Annotated in this window: 20 protein-coding genes; 16 read left to right on the top strand and 4 right to left on the bottom strand. The window is 70.7% G+C overall.

Annotated elements, in window-relative coordinates; all coding sequences use genetic code 11:
• From ACJ73U_RS19480 to ACJ73U_RS19470, 3 genes are all read left to right on the top strand, one after another.
• Window positions 1–1,568 (top strand): type I polyketide synthase (locus tag ACJ73U_RS19480; protein ID WP_407779079.1); only part of this gene is annotated, 1,568 nt, incomplete at its 5' end.
• 25 nt (window positions 1,569–1,593) lie between these two features.
• Entirely contained in the window at window positions 1,594–2,595 is a 1,002-nt protein-coding gene (locus ACJ73U_RS19475) for an NAD-dependent epimerase/dehydratase family protein (protein WP_407779078.1), read from the top strand.
• A 138-nt stretch (window positions 2,596–2,733) separates the two neighbouring features.
• Window positions 2,734–4,293 (top strand): succinic semialdehyde dehydrogenase, encoded by a 1,560-nt coding sequence (locus tag ACJ73U_RS19470; protein ID WP_407779077.1) that lies wholly within the window; start codon window positions 2,734–2,736, stop codon window positions 4,291–4,293.
• Between the two features lie 157 nt (window positions 4,294–4,450).
• Here the strand turns inward: ACJ73U_RS19470 and ACJ73U_RS19465 are convergent, their stop codons facing one another.
• On the bottom strand, window positions 4,451–5,275 hold the full coding sequence (locus ACJ73U_RS19465; RefSeq protein ID WP_407779076.1) for an SDR family NAD(P)-dependent oxidoreductase: 825 nt from the start codon (window positions 5,273–5,275) through the stop codon (window positions 4,451–4,453).
• A 10-nt stretch (window positions 5,276–5,285) separates the two neighbouring features.
• Window positions 5,286–5,873, bottom strand: coding sequence for an ester cyclase (locus ACJ73U_RS19460; protein WP_407779075.1), 588 nt, complete (start codon window positions 5,871–5,873; stop codon window positions 5,286–5,288).
• A 315-nt stretch (window positions 5,874–6,188) separates the two neighbouring features.
• Here ACJ73U_RS19460 and ACJ73U_RS19455 point away from each other — a divergent pair, with 315 nt between their 5' ends.
• The 4 genes from ACJ73U_RS19455 (at window position 6,189) to ACJ73U_RS19440 (ending at window position 9,606) form a co-directional block, all read left to right on the top strand.
• Window positions 6,189–6,962: a BTAD domain-containing putative transcriptional regulator gene (locus ACJ73U_RS19455; protein WP_407779074.1), complete on the top strand. Its 774-nt coding sequence runs from the start codon at window positions 6,189–6,191 to the stop codon at window positions 6,960–6,962.
• A 139-nt stretch (window positions 6,963–7,101) separates the two neighbouring features.
• A complete protein-coding gene (locus ACJ73U_RS19450; RefSeq protein ID WP_407779073.1) occupies window positions 7,102–8,121 on the top strand; it encodes a 3-oxoacyl-ACP synthase III family protein in 1,020 nt (339 codons plus the stop codon).
• Between the two features lie 130 nt (window positions 8,122–8,251).
• Complete coding sequence (locus tag ACJ73U_RS19445) at window positions 8,252–9,139, top strand: 3-hydroxybutyryl-CoA dehydrogenase (RefSeq protein WP_407779072.1); 888 nt, start codon at window positions 8,252–8,254, stop codon at window positions 9,137–9,139.
• Window positions 9,136–9,606, top strand: coding sequence for a hypothetical protein (locus ACJ73U_RS19440; RefSeq protein ID WP_407779071.1), 471 nt, complete (start codon window positions 9,136–9,138; stop codon window positions 9,604–9,606). Before ACJ73U_RS19445 ends, ACJ73U_RS19440 begins: the two co-directional genes overlap by 4 nt.
• 75 nt (window positions 9,607–9,681) lie before the next feature.
• On the opposite strand, the gene ACJ73U_RS19435 is transcribed toward ACJ73U_RS19440, so the two are convergent.
• The gene (locus tag ACJ73U_RS19435) at window positions 9,682–9,897 is read right to left on the bottom strand and encodes a hypothetical protein (protein WP_407779070.1); all 216 of its coding nucleotides are present in this window, start codon (window positions 9,895–9,897) and stop codon (window positions 9,682–9,684) included.
• 80 nt (window positions 9,898–9,977) lie between these two features.
• On the opposite strand from ACJ73U_RS19435, the gene ACJ73U_RS19430 reads away from it, so the two are divergent.
• From ACJ73U_RS19430 to ACJ73U_RS19400, 7 genes are all read left to right on the top strand, one after another.
• Entirely contained in the window at window positions 9,978–10,898 is a 921-nt protein-coding gene (locus ACJ73U_RS19430; protein WP_407779069.1) for a helix-turn-helix domain-containing protein, read from the top strand.
• Window positions 10,895–11,056 (top strand): DUF397 domain-containing protein, encoded by a 162-nt coding sequence (locus tag ACJ73U_RS19425; protein WP_407779068.1) that lies wholly within the window; start codon window positions 10,895–10,897, stop codon window positions 11,054–11,056. The genes ACJ73U_RS19430 and ACJ73U_RS19425 overlap by 4 nt, the downstream gene beginning before the upstream one ends.
• 269 nt (window positions 11,057–11,325) lie before the next feature.
• Complete coding sequence (locus ACJ73U_RS19420) at window positions 11,326–12,765, top strand: radical SAM protein (protein ID WP_407779067.1); 1,440 nt, start codon at window positions 11,326–11,328, stop codon at window positions 12,763–12,765.
• Window positions 12,762–13,913: an MFS transporter gene (locus ACJ73U_RS19415; RefSeq protein WP_407779066.1), complete on the top strand. Its 1,152-nt coding sequence runs from the start codon at window positions 12,762–12,764 to the stop codon at window positions 13,911–13,913. The genes ACJ73U_RS19420 and ACJ73U_RS19415 overlap by 4 nt, the downstream gene beginning before the upstream one ends.
• The gene (locus tag ACJ73U_RS19410) at window positions 13,910–14,638 is read left to right on the top strand and encodes an SDR family NAD(P)-dependent oxidoreductase (RefSeq protein WP_407779065.1); all 729 of its coding nucleotides are present in this window, start codon (window positions 13,910–13,912) and stop codon (window positions 14,636–14,638) included. The genes ACJ73U_RS19415 and ACJ73U_RS19410 overlap by 4 nt, the downstream gene beginning before the upstream one ends.
• Window positions 14,619–15,524 (top strand): hypothetical protein, encoded by a 906-nt coding sequence (locus tag ACJ73U_RS19405; RefSeq protein WP_407779064.1) that lies wholly within the window; start codon window positions 14,619–14,621, stop codon window positions 15,522–15,524. Before ACJ73U_RS19410 ends, ACJ73U_RS19405 begins: the two co-directional genes overlap by 20 nt.
• Window positions 15,479–16,024 (top strand): dihydrofolate reductase family protein, encoded by a 546-nt coding sequence (locus tag ACJ73U_RS19400; protein ID WP_407779063.1) that lies wholly within the window; start codon window positions 15,479–15,481, stop codon window positions 16,022–16,024. The genes ACJ73U_RS19405 and ACJ73U_RS19400 overlap by 46 nt, the downstream gene beginning before the upstream one ends.
• A gap of 190 nt (window positions 16,025–16,214) precedes the next feature.
• On the opposite strand, the gene ACJ73U_RS19395 is transcribed toward ACJ73U_RS19400, so the two are convergent.
• Window positions 16,215–17,435: a PucR family transcriptional regulator gene (locus ACJ73U_RS19395; RefSeq protein WP_407779062.1), complete on the bottom strand. Its 1,221-nt coding sequence runs from the start codon at window positions 17,433–17,435 to the stop codon at window positions 16,215–16,217.
• Window positions 17,436–17,521: 86 nt separating this feature from the next.
• Between ACJ73U_RS19395 and ACJ73U_RS19390 the strand changes: the two genes are divergently transcribed.
• Both ACJ73U_RS19390 and ACJ73U_RS19385 read left to right on the top strand, forming a co-directional pair.
• Window positions 17,522–18,619, top strand: coding sequence for a ferredoxin reductase (locus ACJ73U_RS19390; protein ID WP_407779061.1), 1,098 nt, complete (start codon window positions 17,522–17,524; stop codon window positions 18,617–18,619).
• A 9-nt stretch (window positions 18,620–18,628) separates the two neighbouring features.
• A partial coding sequence (locus ACJ73U_RS19385; RefSeq protein ID WP_407779060.1) for a fatty acid desaturase family protein occupies window positions 18,629–19,619 on the top strand: 991 nt, incomplete at its 3' end.

Below are 19,619 nucleotides of genomic sequence, written 5' to 3'. Positions count from 1 at the left end.
CCGCCACCACCGCACCCGCGCTGACCATCGCCGAGACCACCCCGGCCGGGATCGGCGAGGTCGCCGGGACGCCGGACGCGATCGTCCTCGACGTCCGCGGCGACACCGGCACCGACGTGGCCGGGGCGACCCGGCGGGCCACCCACGAGGTCCTGCACGCGCTGCGGACCTGGTCGAGCGAGGAACGCCTGTCCAGTGCCCGGCTCGTGGTCCGGACCAACGGCGCGCAGGGACTGACCGGCGAGCCGGTCACCGACCTGCCCGCCGCCGCCGTCGTCGGCCTGGTCCGCTCCGCCCAGTCCGAGAACCCCGGCCGCATCGTCCTCGTCGACGCCAGCGATGAGGACCGCCACCTGCTGCCCGGCCTCCTCACCAGCGCCGAACAGCAGATCGTCGTCCGCGACGGCACCGCCCACCTGGGCCGGTTGACGCGGCTGCGCCCAGGCGAGCCGGCCACCGTGTTCGATCCGGAAGGGACGGTCCTGATCACCGGCGGCACCGGCGCGCTGGGTGCGCTGACCGCCCGCCACCTCGTCACCACGCACGAGGTGCGCCACCTGCTGCTCACCAGCCGCCGCGGCGAGCACGCCCCGGGCGCGCCCGAACTGGCCGCCGAGCTGACCGAACTCGGCGCCACCGTCACGATCGCGGCCTGCGACGCCGCCGACCGCGACGCGCTCGCCAACGTCCTGGCCGCGATCCCGGCCGAGCACCCGCTGACCGCGGTGATCCACACCGCCGGCGTCACCGACGACGGCGTGCTCTCCGCGCTCACCCCCGACCGGGTCGACACCGTGCTGCGCCCGAAGGTCGACGCCGCCTGGAACCTGCACGAACTCACCCAGGAACTCGACCTCACGGCGTTCGTGCTGTTCTCCTCGCTGGCCGGCGTGCTCGGCAACCCCGGCCAGGCGAACTACGCCGCCGCCAACGCCTTCCTCGACGCGCTCGCCGCACACCGCCGCGCACGCGGCCTGCCGGCGGTGTCGCTGGCCTGGGGCCCGTGGTCGCTGTCCGCCGGCATGGCCGGCAAGCTCGGCGACGTCGAGCGCTCCCGGATGGCCCGGTCCGGCTTCCTCACCCTGTCCGAGCAGGAGGGCATGGCCCGCTTCGACGCCGCGCTGCTGTCCGAACGGGACAGCGTGGTGCCGCTCAAGCTCGACACGACGGCACTCGCCGCGCTCGGCGGCGGCTGCCCGCCGCTGTTCCGCGGCCTCGTGCGCACCACCCGCCGCAACGCCGGCGAGCGCGCGACCGCCAACAGGCCGTGGGCGGAGGTCCTCGGCGGACTGACCGGCGCGGCCCGTGAGGACGCCCTGGTGGAGCTGGTCACCGCCGAGGTCGCGGCCGCGCTCGGGTTCGGCGCGGCCGACGAGGTGGACATCGAACGGCGCTTCGACGAACTGGGCTTCGACTCGCTCGCCTCGGTCGAGCTGCGCAACCGGCTGTCCGCGGCCACGTCGCTCGCCCTGCCGCCGACGCTGATCTTCGACCATCCGGACCTGGCGTCGCTCGTCGCGTACCTGAGCGGGCGACTTCCGTCCGATGTGGACAGACTGGCCGGATGACGACGTGAACCCCAGGGAGTGGAAGATGTCCAAGCGAGTGTTGGTTACCGGTGCGTCCGGGTTCGTGGCGGGGCACGTGCTCGCCGAGCTGCGGCGGCACGGCTACACGGTCCGGGGCACCGCGAGAAAACCCGTCGGGGGGTTGGACGACGTGGTCAACGCCGACCTCTCCCGCGACGACGGGTGGGCGGCCGCGGTCGAGGGCTGCGACTACGTGCTGCACGTCGCGTCGCCGTTCCCGGCTCACATGCCCCGGACCGAGGACGAGTTGATCAGGCCCGCCGTCGACGGAACGCTGCGCGTGCTGCGGGCCGCCGCGAACGCCGGCGTCCAGCGGGTGGTGATGACGTCCTCGCTCCTCGCGGTCAGCAGCGGGCACCCCAACGGGCCGGTGCGCACCGAGGCGGACTGGGCGCTGCTTCCCCGCTGCACCCCGTACACCAGGAGCAAGACGCTGGCCGAGTTGGCGGCCTGGGACTTCGCGGGTCAGTCGGGGCTCGACCTCGTGACGCTCACCCCCGGCATAGTGCTCGGTCCGCTGTCCACCCCGTCGGTCGGCACGTCCGTCCAGGTCATCAGGCGGCTGCTGAACCGCGCGGTGCCGGCGTCACCGCCGATGGGCTTCGCGGTGGTCGACGTGCGCGACCTCGCGGCCGCGCACCGGCTCGCGCTGGAAACCCCGGCGGCGGGCGGGAACCGGTACATCGTGGCCGGCGAACACCTGTGGATGCGGGACGTCGCGGCCGTGCTGGCCGAGGAGTTCAACCCGCGCGGCTACCGCGTGCCGACCGGCGAGCTGCCGGGGTGGTTCGCCCGCGTGGTGGGCTGGTTCGACCCGTCCCTGCGCGCCGCGGCCGACCACCTCGGCCGGCACGAGCTGGTCAGCTCCGAGAAGGCGCGCCGCGAGCTGGGCTGGACGCTGCGGCCGGCGCGGGAGACCATCCTCGACACCGCCTACAGCCTGGTCGAGCTCGGTCTGGCACCCAACCCCGCCGAGAAGAAGGCCGCCGCCGCCGCGAGAGCGTGATCCGCGGGAACGGGCGGACCGGCCGAATTCAAGGACGTGTCATGCAGGGAAAGAGCACCGGACGAGAAAACCACGTTCTACTCAAGAAAAGAGGACGAAAATTCGGCGCTCGTCACCGCTCCCGAAGGACGAAGACACGTGACATTCGCACCCAGCACCACGCCGCTGCTCCCCGAGACCTTCACCCGGCACCTCGCCGCGCAGCTGACCGGTACCGGCCCGACCGTGACGGCGTACGCGCCGTGGACCGGTGAGCCGCTGGTCGAGATGCCCACGTCGACGCCGGCCGACGTCGACCTCGCGTTCGCCAGGGCGCGGGCGGCCCAGACCCGCTGGGCCGCCGCGTCGCCTGCGCAGCGGGCGAAGGTCTTCGTGCGTTACCACGACCTCGTACTGCGCAACCGGCAGCTGATCGATCTCATCCAGGCGCAGACGGGCAAGACCCGCTTCGTGGCCTTCGAGGAGACGGTCGACGTCGCCGGCATGGCGCTGTACTACGGGCGCAACGCGCCGCGGATCCTCGCGCCGCGCCGCAGGAAGGGCGGACTCCCGTTCGCCACCCGCGTGACCGAGCTGCGCCACCCCAAGGGTGTCGTGTCGGTGATCTCGCCGTTCAACTACCCGATCTCGGACGGGATCTGCGACGTGATCCCCGCCCTGGTGGCCGGCAACGCGGTGGTGTTCAAGCCGGACACGCAGACCGCGCTGGCGCCGCTGCTGGCGCGTGAGCTGATGGTCAGGGCCGGTCTCCCCGCCGGCCTGTGGCAGATCGTCGTCGGCGAGCCCGCCGAGATCGGCCAGGCGCTGCTCGACGGCGCCGACCACGTGTGCTTCACCGGCGGGAACGAGGCGGGCCAACGCATCGCGGTGGCGGCGGCCGAACGCCTGATCGGCGCGACCCTGCAGCTGGGCGGCAAGAACCCGGCCCTGGTCCTGGCCGACGCCGACCTCGACCGGGCCGTGCCCGCCCTGGCCCGCGCCGCGTTCGTCAGCGGCGGGCAGATGTGCCTGTGCGCCGAGCGGATCTACGTGCACCACACCCGCTACGACGAGTTCCTGTCCCGCCTGGTCGAGCACACCCGCGCGATGCGGATCGGCGGCGGTTTCGACTTCGCCCACGACATCGGGTCCCTGAGCCACCAGCGCCAGCTGGACAAGACCGTCCGCCACGTCGAGAACGCGAAGGCCAACGGCGCGACGGTCGAGGCAGGCGGCCGGCACCGGCCGGATCTCGGCCCGTACTTCTTCGAGCCGACCGTGCTCACGGGTGTCACTCCGGCCTGTGAGGTGTTCACCGAGGAGACGTTCGGCCCGGTGGTGTCGGTGTTCCCGTTCACCGACACCGACGAGGCGGTCCGGCTGGCCAACGACACCAGGTACGGCCTCAACGCCAGCATCTGGACCCAGGACCTGGCCCACGCCCACCGCCTTGCCGCGTCGATCAGGTCGGGCGCGGTGAACATCAACGAGGGCTACGTCTCCACCCACATCTCCTACGACGCCCCCATGGGCGGCCGCAAGGCGTCCGGCTACGGCCGCCGCCACGGCGAACAGGGCCTCCTGTCGCTGTGCGACGTGCAGATCGTCGCGAGCCAGCACGGCATCGGCTTCGACCCCAAGCCGGGCGCCACGCACGAACAACAGGCCAACCAGGTAACCAAGATCTACAAACTCCTGAAGACCCTCCGCCTCAAGTAACGCGTGTCCAACACCCCAAACCCGCGTGTCCAACGCCCAAAACCCGCGTGTCCAACGCTCCAGTCCGGCGAGTTCAACGAAACGTGCCGTCACGTTTCGTTGAACTCACCGGACATTTTCGTTGGACACGCGGGTTGGGGGAGTCGCGGGAGGTGGATCAGCTGGTTGGGGCAGGGCTGACCGGAGTCCGTCGCCGGGCGGAGCGGCGGGCTCCGGTCAGCCAGAGCATGAAGTGGTTCATCCGCGGCATGTGCTGGCTGGACCAGGCGACCCACTTGAGCTGCCCGGTCGGGATGACCGTCCCCCGGCCACGCTCGATCCCGCGGCAGATGGCCCGCGCGGCGTCCGTGGGCGTGATGGTCGGCACCATCCGCGCGATCTTCGGCAGTGCCTCCTCGGATCCCGGGTTGTTCGTGAAGTAGTCGCTGCTGACCGTGCCGAGCACCACCTCGGTCACGCCGACCCCGGTGCCCCGCAGATCGCTCTTCAACGCCAGGTCGAGCCCCCGCAACGCCCACCGGGCACTGGCGTACCCCACCGCCCCGGGCCAGACCGCCCGCGACACCCCGGAGTTCACCGTCACGATCCGCCCGGACCGCCGATCGATCATCTCACCGACGAACGCCCGCGTCATGAGCAGCGCGGCCACGTACGGCACCTGCGCCATGGACAGCAGCTCCTCGGGCGAGGCGTCCTCGATGGACACCCACCGCCCGGCGCCGGCGTTGTTCACCAGCACGTCGACCGAGTGCCCAGCGTCCCGGACCGTGGCCGCGAGCGACTCGATGGCCGACGGGTCGCTGACGTCACACGGGTACGCGTGCGCACGCAACCCCAGCTCGGCCGACAGCGCCTTGAGCTTCGCCTCCCCGCGGGCGACGAGCAGCACGGTCGCCCCTCGGGCGTGCGCGGCACGGGCCACGGCCTCCCCGATGCCCCCGGAGGCACCCGTGATCAACACCGTCCGACCCACGAGTTTCATGCCCACTCCCTCAGTGCCGGTGCTTCTTCTGGTACCCGCACGCCGGGCAGGCCGCCTGCTCCCGCAGCTTGCGGGCCCGGATGTGCTGGACCCTGTTCATGATCTTCGACCCGATGCTCCCCGGCGGCGGCACGATCCCGAGCTGGCGAGCGGTGTACAGGCAGTCGTAGATGGTGACGTTGTGCGCCAGCAGTCCGTCGCGGAACCGCCACTCGTCGATGCACCGGACGCTCATCGACTGCCCGGTCGCGGCCATGTTGGTGTACGGCCAGTTCCGCGTCAGCGTGCCGGTCATGGTGTAGCGGGCGATGCCGAGCTGCTCGACCGGGGAGGGGATGGGCTCGCTCACGCGCGTGACCTTGAGGTCCGGGTACGAGGTCGCGAGGGCGTTGATGAACTTCACCAGCTCCTTGCGGCCGCGGATCGGGAACGGCACGCTGGGGTCGAGCCAGACGACGTCGTCGGTGCACGTGTCCGCGACGGCCTCGGCGTCCAGGGCGTCCCAGGCCGCGAGGTTGCGGTCGGCCCACTCCTGCAGGAACGCCGGATCCAGTGCACCCGACTTCTTGGACGAGGCCCGCGATATGGGTGTGACCATGATTGGTTGTTCCTCCATCTGGATTCCGGTGTCGCTACCCGAGAATTCTCCGGCCGGAGATCGTGACCGGCCAGTGCGGACATCACCCGCCCCCGTGGGATATTGCCTGACTTCTCCCTCAGCGCCTCACGGTGGCGGTGTGTGTTCTTCATGAGCATCGCCGTGCTACCCGTCGGGACCTGGGTTTTCCTGTGCCGGGAGCGATCATCGGATATCCCGGTCGGCGTTGCCGGCGTCCGGGTGAAGGGGTTCCCTGGCAGTGACCGCACGTGTGACCATGAATTCTCAGACCTTTGGCCGGGAAGAGCTACAGCCATGAAATTCCTCGTGCTCGGATCGTTGGCCGTCACCGACGGCACGACGCCGGTCGACCTCGGTGGCGTCAAGCAACGCGCCGTTCTCGGCTACCTCCTCCTGCACGCCAACCAGGTGGTGCCCAACAGCCGGATGCTGGACGCGCTGTGGGACGGGCAGGCCCCGTCGACCGCGCGCAAGATGGTGCAGAACGCCGTGTCGGCGATCCGCCGGATGCTGGCCGCCGCCGGAACCGGCTGCTCGGCCGAGCTGGTCACCCACGCGCCCGGCTACCAGCTGCGGATCGAGCCGGAGGACGTGGACATGCACCTGTTCCGGTCATTGGTCCACAAAGGACGCGACGCGATGGCGTCCGGCGCACCCGCCCGCGGCGCGCACCTGCTCCGCGAGGCACTCGGCCTCTGGCGCGGGCGGGCGCTGGCCGACCTCGCCGAGTCCGGCATCGAGTGGTCGGAGCTGAGCGCTGTCGAGGACGAGCGGCTCAGCGCGCTGGAGGACTGCTTCGACGCCGAGCTGCGGTGCGGCCGGCACCGCGAGATCACCCCGGAACTGGAGGTGCTGACCGCGGCCGAGCCGCTGCGGGAGCGGTTGTGCCAGCAGTTCATGCTGGCGCTGTACCGGTCGGGCCGCCAGGTCGACGCGCTCAACGTCTACCGCCGCACCAGGGTCGCGCTCGTCGGCGGCCTGGGCATCGAGCCGGGCCCGGAACTGCAGGCGCTCCAGCGCCGGATCCTCGACCACCATGCCTCCATCCAGGTGCCGGCATACGCCTAGTCCACTGTGGAGGGTTGTCGCAACAGTCCACACCACACCCATTCTCCGGTCATTCCCCGGTCCATTCTCGGATGCCGTTGATTGCGTGCCGCTCCGCGTGCGATGCACCATGAGGTGACTTCCACGCCAGGAGGCTGCGGTGTCCATCGGAATCCTCGGGACCGGTTCGTACCTGCCGGAATGGACGGTGACCAACGCCGAGCTCGCCCGGCGTGTCCCCGGCGCCACCGCGGAGTGGATCGAACGCAAGACCGCGATCCGGGCGCGCCGGTTCGCCCCGCCCGGCGAGGCGACCTCGGACCTCGCGGCGCGGGCCGCGGCGGCCGCGCTCCGCCACGCCGGCCTCTCGGTCGACCGCGTCGACTACCTCATCGTGTCGACCTCGACCCCCGACTTCCCGCAGCCGCCGACCGCGTGCCTGGTGCAGGACGCGCTCCGCGCGTACGGGGCGGCGTGCTTCGACGTCAACGCCGTGTGCGCGGGCTTCGCGCACGCGCTCGTGCTGGCCCGCGGCCTCGTCGCCAACCGGCCGGGCGCGCACGCGCTGGTCGTCGGCGCGGACCTGTACTCCCGCATCCTCGACTTCGACGACCGGCGCACGGCCGTCCTGTTCGGCGACGGCGCCGGTGCGGCCGTGGTCGGCGCGGTGCCGCCCTCCCGCGGGATGATCGACTTCGACCTGGCGAGCCGCGGCGACGCGCACGGCCTCATCCGCGTCGAGGCGGGCGGCAGCCGGTACCCGGCGTCGCAGAAGACCCTCGCGGACGGCGGCCACTACTTCCGCATGGCCGGCCGGGACGTCACCGAGATCGTCCTGCACGAGGTGCCGCCGTTCGTGGACAAGCTGCTGGCCCGCGCGGGTGTGAGCGCCGACGAGGTCGCCCACGTCGTGCCCCACCAGGCGAACGGCGTGCTGCTGGAGCGGCTCGTCGAGCGGTGCGGGCTCGGCGGTGCGCGGACCCACCGCACCGTCGAGAAGTACGGCAACGTCGGCAGCGCCGCGATCCCGGTGACGCTCGACGTGGCGAACCGCGCCGGCGGGCTGGCGGACGGCGACCTCGTCCTGCTGCTCGGCTTCGGCGGCGGCATCTCCATGGGCGCGTGCCTGCTGCGCTGGGCCGCGCGCGGGAGCGAGGCGTCGGGGCTCCCGCCGGACTGACCGAGAAGCGGGCTCGGCGCGGGAAGTGCGTCGACCCACGACGACGGACGGCGGCCGCCGAAGTGGGCAGGGGAGGTGGGTGGGGGATGAGCGCAGCGACCAGTTCAACACAGTGGGAAGTGATGCTTCTATGAACAGGATCCGACGCGTCGGCATCGTCGGCTGTGGTGTCATGGGCGCCGGCCTCGCGGAGGTGTGCGCCCGGGCCGGGCTCGAGGTGCTCGTTGCGGTGTCGCGACCGAGCCGGATCGCGGACGGTCGCGGCAGGCTCGTGACCGCCCTGGACGGCAAGGTCCGCAAGGGCAAGCTGTCCGAGGCCGACCGGGACGCCGCGCTGTCCCGGCTGTCGTTCACCGCGAACCTCGTCGACTTCGCCGACCGCCAGTTCGTCATCGAGGCCGGCCCCGAGCAGGAGTCGGTGAAGCTGGACGTGTTCGCGACCCTGGACAAGGTGGTCGTCGACCCCGACGCGATCCTCGGCTCGAACACGTCGTCGTTCCCGATCGTGCAGCTCGGGCGGGTCACCGACCGGCCGGGCAAGGTGGTCGGCACGCACTTCTTCAACCCGGTCACCGTCCTGCCGCTGGTCGAGCTGGTCGGCTCGGTGCTGACCGAGGAGTCGACCGTCGCGACCGCCGAGGCGTTCGTGACCGAGGTGCTCGGCAAGCAGGTCGTCCGCACCGAGGACCGGTCCGGTTTCGTGGTGAACGCCCTGTTGATCCCGTACCTGCTGTCGGCGATCCGCGTGTACGAGTCGGGCGTGGCGTCGATGGTCGACATCGACAAGGCGATGAAGCTCGGCTGCGCGCACCCGATGGGTCCGTTCGGCCTGGCCGACCTGATTGGACTGGATATCGTCCAGGCCATCAGCGAGTCGCTCTACCGTGAGTACCGGGAGCCGCACTACGCGGCCCCGCCGCTGCTCGCGCGCATGGTGTCGGCGGGGCTGCTGGGCAAGAAGTCCGGCCGCGGCTTCTACGAGTACACGCCGGCATCGACCGAGAGGGCGGCAGCATGAGCGGGACCGTGGTGGACTTCACCGAGTACCGGATGCGGATGCGGGCCGGCGTGCCGTCGGTCCGGCGCGCCTACTACCTGGCCGGCCTGACGCACGGCGTGCGCCACGGTGTCGCCGACCGGCCGCTGCGCCGCCGCCTCGCCGAGGCGATCCGCGCCCGGGAACCGCACGCGGTGGTCCACGACCCGGTGGAGACGTGGTACCGCGCGTCGGCCCCGGCGGGCACGGACCGCGTCGAGGAGTTCCACCGCCTGGTCGACCTGGCCGCGGGCAGCCAGGTGTGCGTCGCGGTACTGCCGACCCGCGAGAGCGTGACCGACGCGGCCGCCGAACTGCAGACCGCCCGCCGCGGCGGCGCGACGGTGGTGGCGATCACGGGTGAAACCGGCGATTTCCTGGTGCGCGCCTTCGCCACGATCGTACTGCCGGACCTGTCCGCGTTCACCGACTGGGTCCAGGCCGCCTGACAGTCCGGCCCCGAGCCGGTTGCGTTGAAGGGCGCTTTCCTCACCGTCGATGTGAGGAAAGCGTCCTTCGTTTTGCTAGACCAACATGTCCATGTGGGACAGCGCCGGACCGGGGTGCCGTTTCGCGTGGAGGTGGGCGGTGAGGCGGTTGCTGGCGTCGTGCAGGGCCTCGGTCAGGCGTAGGCAGGTGTCCGGGTCGTCGAAGACCAGGCGCAGCGCGGAGTTTCCGAAGCGGGCCTCGCCGAGGGCGATCTCGACGACGTCGTCCGCCGGGTGCATGTCCGTCCTCATGGGGCAGCCGCGGTCGACGCAGGCGTATTGGTCTGTGCGTATGTAGTTCACTGGTATTTCCGAATCTTGTCGTTTCCGTATTGGGCATAGCCCTCGTTGTTGAGCACGTTATGCTCGCTTTCGGAAAAGCGCTGATGCTTTCCGGTACGGAAAGGGCGGGAATTGTCGTGAGTAGTGATCGTGGGCAGCCGAAACCGCGGAACAGGCGCATCGGTGCGCGTCTGCGGGCGATCAGGAAGGAGCGCACCGAGTTGTCCCTGGAGGCGGCCGCCCGGTTGCTGGGGTGGTCGGCGGCCACCCTGTCCCGCACCGAGAACGGGACCCGGGACATCACCAGTGAGGAGGTCGCGACCATGGTGACCGCCTACCAGCTGCCGCCGCCCGACCGCGACGCGATAATCCAGGACGCCCGCTCGGTCGACTCGTCGGGTTGGTGGGACCGCCCGCTTCCCGGCGTCCCCGAGGAGATGGGCGTCCTGGCCAGCTACGCTGCGGAGGCCAACGGCCTGACCAGTTGGGCCGTCGCGCTCGTCCCCGGCCTGCTGCAGGTCGAGGCCTACGCGATGGGGCTCATGCTGTCGGACGGCATCACCGAGGAGGACGCGCAACTGCGCTGGCTCGCGCGGCGGCGCCGGCAGCAGATCCTCGGCGCCATCGACTACACGGCGTATATCTGCGAGACCGCGTTGCGTATTCCGTTCGGGGGACGCAAGGCCCATTGTGAGCAACTCGAACACCTGCTGGGCGCACCGGAACGCGGTATCTCGGTTCGCATCCTCCCGGACCGTCGTCCGCACGGCCTGCTCAGCCACAGCTGGCTCTACATGACCTTCCCGAGCATATCGCCCGTCGTGAACGTCGAGGTCGCGGAAGGAGGTGTCTACCTGTTGAATGAGCAGGCTCGTCATTACACCGCGAAGCTCGAGCTGTTGGCTCGCGTCGCCCTTTCCAATCTGGAAAGCTCGACGGTGTTGACATCAATCATGCGGGAGGTGCGATGACGTGGCGTAAGTCCAGTCACTCCGGTTCGGGTGGCGACTGTGTGGAGGTGCGCGGAGATCTCGCGGCCGTTCGGGACAGCAAGGCGCCCAGGGCGGTCATGCCGGTCGGCCGAGAAGCCATGAGCCGTCTCATTCAGGTATTGCGAGCCGGTCAATAGGCCATTTCACCCGGCCTGACCTGCGGTACCAGCTGATGACAACTCCGCGACGGGAATTCCGCAAGATCGGTGGCTTAGCGTTGTCACCGTCAGCGGATGAGAACTTCACCCGGAGGAGGTGCAGTCAGATGATCGAGATCGAGGTCCAGGAGTCCGAGGAGGTGGTCGCCGCCCAGTGGGTCGCGACCTGATTCGCTGCGCCGGGGTGCGTCCACAGTGGACGCACTCCGGCAAGCATGTGTGACGGACCGGGAAGAAGGAGACAGACCGTGCGCGTGTCACTGACGGCGGACACTCACGTCGCACCCGCCGACGAGCTTCGTTTCGAGGAGCGGGGAGCGCACACGCTCGTGGTCTCCCCGGCGAACGGTGGCTGGGTGGTCACCGACGACGTGTCCGAGGTGGACATCCTGCGGAGCCTGTCCGACGCGACCACGGTCGCGGACGTCGCCGGCATCGAGCCGGCGCGGATCGCGGAGCTGTTCCAGCGCGGGGTCGTCACGCTCGACGGCGCGGGCGTGGGCACCTCGTCCACCCGGGTCGAGGGACTCCAGCTCATCGCGCCCAAGAACGTCGTGAACACCTACCCGACGCTGGGCATCTTCCACGTCCACAACTGGTGCAACCTCGCCTGCACCTACTGCTACACCATCGAGGACGGCGTGCCGCGCAAGCAGCTGTCCCTCGACCTCATGCTCAAGGCCGTCGACGAGCTGGTCGCCCTGCCGACCCCCATGACGAGCCTGGAGTTCCACGGCGGCGAGCCGACCATGGCCTTCAAGGACATCCAGAAGGTCGTGGCCTACGCCAAGGACGTGTACGCGAAGGCGGCCAAGAAGGTCGTCTTCTCCATCCAGACCAACGGCTTCTACCTCAGCGAGAAGGTCTGCGACTTCCTCGCCGAGCACCGCTTCTCCGTCCGCGTCTCGCTCGACGGCACGCCCGAGATGCATGACGAGTTCCGCGTCGACCACCGGGGCAAGGGCTCCTACAAGGGGGTCGTCACCGGCATCAAGCGCCTGCAGGACAAGGGGATCGCGGTGCACGCCGTGTGCGTCGTGCACGCGGGCAACACCGACCGCATCGTCGAGATGTACGACTCGATGGCCGCGCTCGACGTCGCCAGCATCCGGTTCCTGCCGGTGTTCCAGTCCGGGAACGCGGGCGAGGAGGAGTGGCTGACCGGCGACCGCTACTTCGAGTCCTACTTCTCGGTCGTCCGCCACGTCGCCGAGCGGGCCCGGCGCGGCGAGAAGGTCGTGCCGCTCGCCAACCTGCTCGCCGGCGAGCTCGGCTCCCTGCGGTCGTTCCGGCGCGAGTACATGTGCATGCGGAACCCGTGCGGTGCCGGTGTCAACATGATCACCGTCGACACCAACGGCGACCTCTACCCGTGCGAGGAGATGGTCGGCAAGGAGGAGTTCGTCATCGGCAACCTCGCCGAGACCGACATCCGCACGGCCATCGACACCTCGCCGGTCGTCGAGAAGCTGCGCGACCGGCACGTCGAGGAGATCGACGAGTGCTCGACGTGCACGTGGAAGCAGTTCTGCCACGGCGGCTGCGTCCACAAGAGCTACACGCACTTCAAGCGCCTCGACCGCGAGTCCGAGCACTGCGCGTACTACAAGCGGATCTACCAGGAGCTGATCTGGCTCGACGTCGACGAGCCCGGCACGTGGGACCTGCTGTCCCCGAACGGCCGATGACCACCGCGCCGGGCCTGGCGAAGGTCCAGACCGCGCGGCTGTTGCTCGGCGGCTACTTCTTCGTGCCCTACCTCGTGCTCTACGCGTCCTCGGTGGACATCTCGCTGTCGCTGCTGCTGGCGATCGAGGCGTTCTTCGCGTTGCTGATCGTGCTGCTCGACCTGCCGGCCGGGCACCTCGCCGACCGCATCGGGCCACGCCAGGCGCTGATCCTCGGCGCACTCCTGCAGGGCGGCGCGGCGGCCCTGCTGGGCGTGGCGCCCTCGGCGGCCGTCTTCTGGGCCACGCAACCACTCTTCGCCGCGGCGACCGCGCTCACCATGGGTGCGGACGCGGCGCTGGCGGCCGGCGTGCAGCGGGCCGCCGGCCGGGCCGACGCCTTCGAGGCGCGCGAACGGGTCTTCCAGTCACTGCAGCTCGCCACGACGGCGCTGGTCCTCACGAGCGCGAGCGCGCTGTCGCTCATCGGGATGCGCTGGACCTTCCTCGCGACCGCCGCCGCACAGCTGGCCGCGGTGATGGTCCTGGCGTGCACACCCGACGTCCGCTCACCGTCCGATGTGGACCGAGTGTCGCTGCGGGTGCGGTTGCGCGGGCTCGCGCGTGGCGTCCGCGGCACGCCGGGACTTTCGGTGGACCTGGTCGCGATGATCCTGGTGGGCACGGCGTTCGCGGTGCTGCTGTACCTCACGCCGGTGTACTACGTGCGTGCCGGGCTGGGGGAGGGCCTGGTGGGGGTGGCGGCGGCCGGTGTCGCGCTTGCCGCGTCCACCGCCGCGCTCGTGCTCCCCGCCCAGTGGTCGCTGCGGGTGAGCGTGGCCCTCGCCGTCGTCGCCGCCGCGGCGCTGGCGTCCTCGTGGGTCGCCCTGGTGCTGGCCGCCGCCGTGGTCGTGCAGGCCGCGCAGGCCCGGCTGCTGCCGCGGTTCCGCGCGCGCGTGCTCGACGACCTGCGCGGCCACGGCGAGGCGAGCGCGATGAGCATCGTGACCACCAGCCGCAACCTGGGCTTCGCGGTGCTGGCGCCGTTCGTCGGCGTGCTCACCGCCTCGACCGGCCCCGGCGGCCTGGCCGTGCTGTGCGCCGTGTTGTTCGCGGCCGCCGGGGCCGCCATGTCCACGCGCCTTTCGAGACACCTGGAGACGGTATGAACCCAGCCACCCTGGAGGGACGGACGGTCCTGCTGACCGGCGCGGCCGGCGCGGTGGGCCAGTCCGCGGCCGCGGCGTTCACCGCCGCCGGCGCGAAGGTCGTCGGCGTGGACCGCAACGACCTGTCCGCGCTGCTGGCCTCCGGCGCCATCGCCGACGAGATCACCGGCGACCTCACCCGACAGTCCTTCGTGGACCGCGTCGTCGAGGCGTTCCCCGAGGTCGACGTGCTGGTCAACAACGTCGGCGCCGGCACGTCCCTGGTCCTCGCGGACACGGGCGACGAGGACCTGGACCGGATGCTCGAGATCAACCTGCGGACCGCGTTCCGGATGTGCCGGGCTTACGCCCCGGGCATGGCGGACCGGCGGCGCGGCAAGGTGATCAACCTGTCGTCGGTGCTCGGCCTGCACCCGGTGCCGACGGTGGCGGCGTACGCGGCGGCGAAGGCGTCGCTGATCGGCTTCACGAAGTCGATCGCGCTGGAGTACGCGGGCCGGGGCGTGCAGTGCAACGTGCTGGCGCCGGGCTACCTCGCCGGACCGAAGAACGCCGGGTACTTCGACTCCGAGGTGGGGCAGAGCTTCGTGCGCCGGTTCATGCCGACCGGCGCGGTCGGCCCGGCGGACGCGCTCGACGGCCCGCTGCTGTTCCTGGCGTCGGCCATGTCCGACCACGTGACGGGGCACGTGCTGGTGGTCGACGGTGGCTACAGCATCTGGTGAGGCGCGGTACTCCTGGTCGGTGCCGTCGGGCGTCTTCGGCTCCGGCGGCCCGCTGGTCGCCGTGGGCGTCCTGCCGCACGCGAACGAGCCACTGGGTACCGCGTTCACCTCGACCCTGCCGGGCTACCGGGGGCCCGGCCGGATCGCCCCCATCGGCCCGATCGACCCGCCGCCGTACGACTTCCGGGTGCCGACCGACCCGGTCGGTTACGCGCGGGGCGGCTACCTGCAGCCGCTGGCGGAGCAGGCGGAGTTCGCCCACTGCGCCGACCCGGTGACCCCCGCGCAGTACCGCGCCCGGTGGCTGCACGCCCAGCTGCGGGTGCTGCGCCCCGACGCGTTCGTGCTGGTGCACAACGACGTCGGCGCGGTCGCCCCGTACCTGTACGCGAACCGGCCGTGGCCCGCGGTGACGCGGCGGCTGAGGGAGGCGTACCCGGACGCACCTGCCCTGGGCGCGGCGTGGACGACGGTGCTGGACGAGCGCACGTACGCGTACTTCCCGCCGGTGCGGATCGGTGTGCGGGAGACCAGCTGCGCGGGCCGCTACGTCGAGCACGCGCTCGGGATCCCCACGCTGACGGTGGAACTGCCCATGTTCGAGTGGGGCGCCGACCTGACCCGCCTGGCCGTGGCGAGAGCCATGGGTGAGTGGATCGCGCGCGGCGCCAGCCACGGCGGCGACACCGACCGGCTGGTGCGCGAGGTGTCGACGGCGCTCGGTGACCGCCACGTCCCGATGGTCCCGGCACCGGTGAGCGCCGAGATCGTGTGGACGGCGGTGGCAGGGGTGTTCGAGACGCTGAACTATCCTGGCGCTCCGATCGACGGAGGTGCCGGGTGGGCGAGATCCACGTACACGAGTTCATGGCCCTCGACGGCGTGATCGACGCCCCGGTGTGGGCGGCCGAGTACGGCTTCGACCCGAAGATGGGGGAGGTCATCGGCGCCACCACCGGCCGTGCCCGAGGCATCCTGCTGGGCCGCATCACCTACGAGATGTTCGCCCCGGCCTGGTCGACGCGCACCGTCGAGGACGACCCGGGCGCCCCGTTCTTCAACGACACCACCAAGTACGTGGTCTCGGGCACCCTGACCAACCCGACCTGGCACAACTCGACGGTCATCGGCGCCTACGACGCCGCCGCGATTCGCTCCCTGAAGGAGCAGGTCGGCGACCTGTACGTGAGCGGCAGCGGCACCCTGGTCCGCGCCCTCCTCGCCGACGGCCTGGTCGACGCCCTGCACCTGTTCGTCTACCCCGTCACCCGCAGCGAGGGCCCCCGCCTGTTCCCCCCGGAGGCCAAGTCGAGCAAGCTGACCCTCGCGGCGAGCGAGACCTACGACAACGGCGTGGTGTACCTGTCCTACCGCCCGCAGCCCTGACCGCCGCGCTCGGGCCGGTGCCGCCCGACTCGTCAGGCCGGTGTCGGCACCGGGGAACGCGGTAGCCGCGAGCCCGTTCGGCGCCCGTGGAGGAGGATCGTCGCGGTCAGGACCGCGCCGAGGCTGAACACACCCAGGACGACGTACATCCACGTCGGGGGTCTATCTCGTGTTCGGGATAGACCCCCACTCAGCGGTCGCTTGTCCGGACGTTCGGTAGTGCGAGCAGGAGATCGAAGACTGTCGTGGGGGCGTCGAGTTGGTCGCCGTACAGGTCGCGTAGTTGGCCCATCCGGTAGCGCACCGTCTGTGGGTGCACGTGTAGCTCGGCCGCTACGGCGTCCCGGCGGCCCTGATGCAGAAGCCACGACCGCAGTGTCGCTTCGAGGCGTTCTCTGGTCGCGGGTCGCATGCCGTTGAGTGGCGCGAGGACTCGCGCGCGCAGGTCGTGGAGTGCGTCCGGGTCCGCGGTGATGACCAGCTCGGCGAGATGGTCCTCGCTGTCCACCGGCCGGCCGTCGGATGTGGGGGTGGTGAACAACGTCGCCGCGCGAGCGGCTCGGTCGTACGACAGCCGGGCCCGCGGCCACGGCCGGGGCGGGCCGACGACGGCTTGCCGGCCGGTGAGCACTCGGATCAGGTGCTGTCGGCCGGTCCCGTCCACTTCGGGGACCAGCAGCAGCGAGAGCGGTCCCGCGCCCGGTAGGTCCTCGCCGACGACGAGGGTGTCCGGCCCGAGTGACGCGAGCACACCGCGGACCTGTGCCGGGGAAACCAGCACAGCCGTGAGGGTCGTGGGCAGCGGCCAGTCCGCGCGTTCGGCCGCCGCGACGAGCAGGTCCTCGCGTGCGCCGGCGAGCAGGTGCTGGCCCAGCCGCTCGCGGTAACGTTCGCGGACCCGGCCGCTCGTGGACAGCTCGTCAGTGTGTCCCGCGGCGCTGGCGGCGGACAGCTCGTCGATGTAGGCGAACACCAGCTCGGCGAACTGCGCCATGGTGGTGGCCTCGACGCCGGCCCGCGCCGCGGGGGCGGCCAGCTCCCGCCACGCCACCCGCGCGCCCACCCGATAGGCGGCGAGCAGGGCGTCCATCGTGCGGCCGTTGCGGGCCTCGCCGCGGCCGAGGTCGTAAGCGCCGTCGAGGGTCGGGCCGACAGGGGTGCTCGGGTCGGCGTCCCTGGCTCCGGCGGCGAGTTTGAGGAAACCCGCGAGCGCCATCTGCACCGCCGCTTCGATGTTGGCGCCCATCGGGCCGCTCAACGCGCCGGTGTAGCCGGGCACCTCGGCCGTCACGGCGGCGACCGTGCGGGTGGCCACCTCCGGCAGCTGCTCGCGCAGCGCCCGGACGACGTGGTCGTCGAGGTGGAGCGTAATGGCGCCGCGCGCAGTGGCACGGGTCACCTCAGAAGCCATGAACTGTTCTCTCCGCACAACATTAACACCTGGATTCACGCCTCACGGTCAGGACTTTACCCCTGACGACAAGACACGATGGACACATGAGCACCGCTGTACCGACCCGCGCCGGGTCGCTGCTGGGCCGGGTGGCCCGGCTGGCCGCGCGAGCGACCACACCGCTCCTGCCCGCGGACTACGTCGATCTCTTCGACCCGCTGCGGTCCGGCGCCGGCCTCCGCGGTCGCATCGTCGCCGTCGAGCCGGAGACCCGCGACGCCGTCACGGTGACGATCCGCACCGGCCGGGGCTGGGCCGGCCACCTTCCTGGGCAGTACGTGCGGGTCGGCGTCGACGTCGACGGGGTGCGGCAGTGGCGGGCCTACTCGGTCACCTCACGCACCGACCGAGCCGACGGGTGCCTGACGATCACCGTCAAGGCCATCCCGGACGGCGTGGTGAGCAACCACCTGGTCCGGCATGCCCGCGTGGGTACCGTGATCCAGCTCGACCAGGCCACCGGCGAGTTCACGCTGCCGGCGACGCGCCCGCCGCGCTGCCTCTTCGTCACCGCGGGCAGCGGCATCACCCCGGTGATGGGCATGCTCCGCAACGCTGTCGACGAGCTCGCGGACGTCGTGCTCCTACACTCCGCGCCGACCGCGGCCGACGTCATCTTCGGCGCCGAGCTGCGCGCGATGGCCGCCGACGGCCGGCTCACCCTGATCGAGCGGCACACCGATGTCGACGGCATGCTGGCCGTCGCCGAACTGGCGGACCTGGTCCCCGACTTCGCGCAGCGCCGGACCTGGGCGTGCGGCCCGACCGGGATGCTCGACGCGCTCGAGGCGCACTGGGAGTCTCACGGCGTGCCCGACCGCATCACGACCGAGCGGTTCCGCGCGACCGTCGTGGTCGCGGGCGACGGTGGCACGGTCACCTTCACCCGCGCCGGGACGACCGTCGAGGCCGGCGGCGCGACGCCGATCCTGGACGCCGCAGAGGCCGCCGGCGTCCTGATGCCGTCCGGGTGCCGGATGGGCATCTGTTACGGCTGTGTGCTGCCGATGCGCGAGGGCGCCGTGCGCGACCTGCGCACCGGCGAGATCACCACCGCGACACCACACGAGTCCGGCAGCGGCGGCGTCCCGATCCAGACCTGTGTCTCCGCGGCCGCCGGCGCCTGCGACATCGACCACTGAGGAACCATCATGACCGTTCTGCAGAAGAAGTCCGACAACCCGATCGCACATCTGACGCCCGAGGACATCGAGTCGCTCGGCGTGGAGCTGGACGCGATCAGACAGTCCATTGTGGATTCTCGGGGCGCGGCGGACGCGGCGTACATCCGCAAGGTCATCGACATGCAACGCAAGCTCGAGCTGGGCAGCCGTGCGGTGCTGCTCGCTTCGCTGTTCCCGCCGGCCTGGTTCCTCGGGACCGCGGGCCTGGCGGTCGCCAAGATCATCGAGAACATGGAGATCGGGCACAACGTCATGCACGGCCAGTGGGACTGGATGCGTGACCCGAAGATCCACTCGACCACGTGGGAGTGGGACCACGCTTCGCCTGCCGAGCAGTGGAAGCACTCGCACAACGAGCTGCACCACACGTACACCAATGTCGTCGGCAAGGACAACGACCTCGGCTACGGCATCATGCGGGTCGACGAGGACCAGCGCTGGGTGCCGTTCTACCTCGCGCAGCCGCTGTGGAACCTCCTCAACGCGTGCTTCTTCGAGTACGGCATCGCGGCCTACGACCTCGAGCTCGGCAAGAACCTGAAGTCCAGGAAGCGCCGCGCCGACCCCGGGTTCCGCGCGAGTGTGAAGCAGACGCTGAAGAAGATCCGGCAGCAGATGACCAAGGACTACGTCGTGCACCCGCTGCTGTCCGGCCCGTCGGCGCTGACCACGCTGACGGCGAACGTCGCGGCCAACCTCGTCCGCAACCTCTGGACACACTCGGTCATCATGTGCGGACACTTTCCCGAAGGCGTGCAGACCTACGAGAAGAAGTCGATCGACGGCGAAACCCGTGGCGAGTGGTACCTGCGGCAGATGCTCGGGTCGGCCAACATAAGCGGAAACAAACTGTTGCACTTCATGACCGGCAATCTGTCCTTCCAGATCGAGCACCATCTCTTCCCCGATCTGCCGAGCAACCGCTACGCGACGATCGCTCCGAGGGTCCGCGAGATCT

The organism is Actinophytocola sp., assembly GCF_045807065.1.
In the GTDB taxonomy this organism is placed as follows: domain Bacteria; phylum Actinomycetota; class Actinomycetes; order Mycobacteriales; family Pseudonocardiaceae; genus Actinophytocola.
The sequence above is the reverse complement of the archived record's forward strand: the minus strand, read 5'-3'. Positions and strand labels throughout refer to the sequence as shown.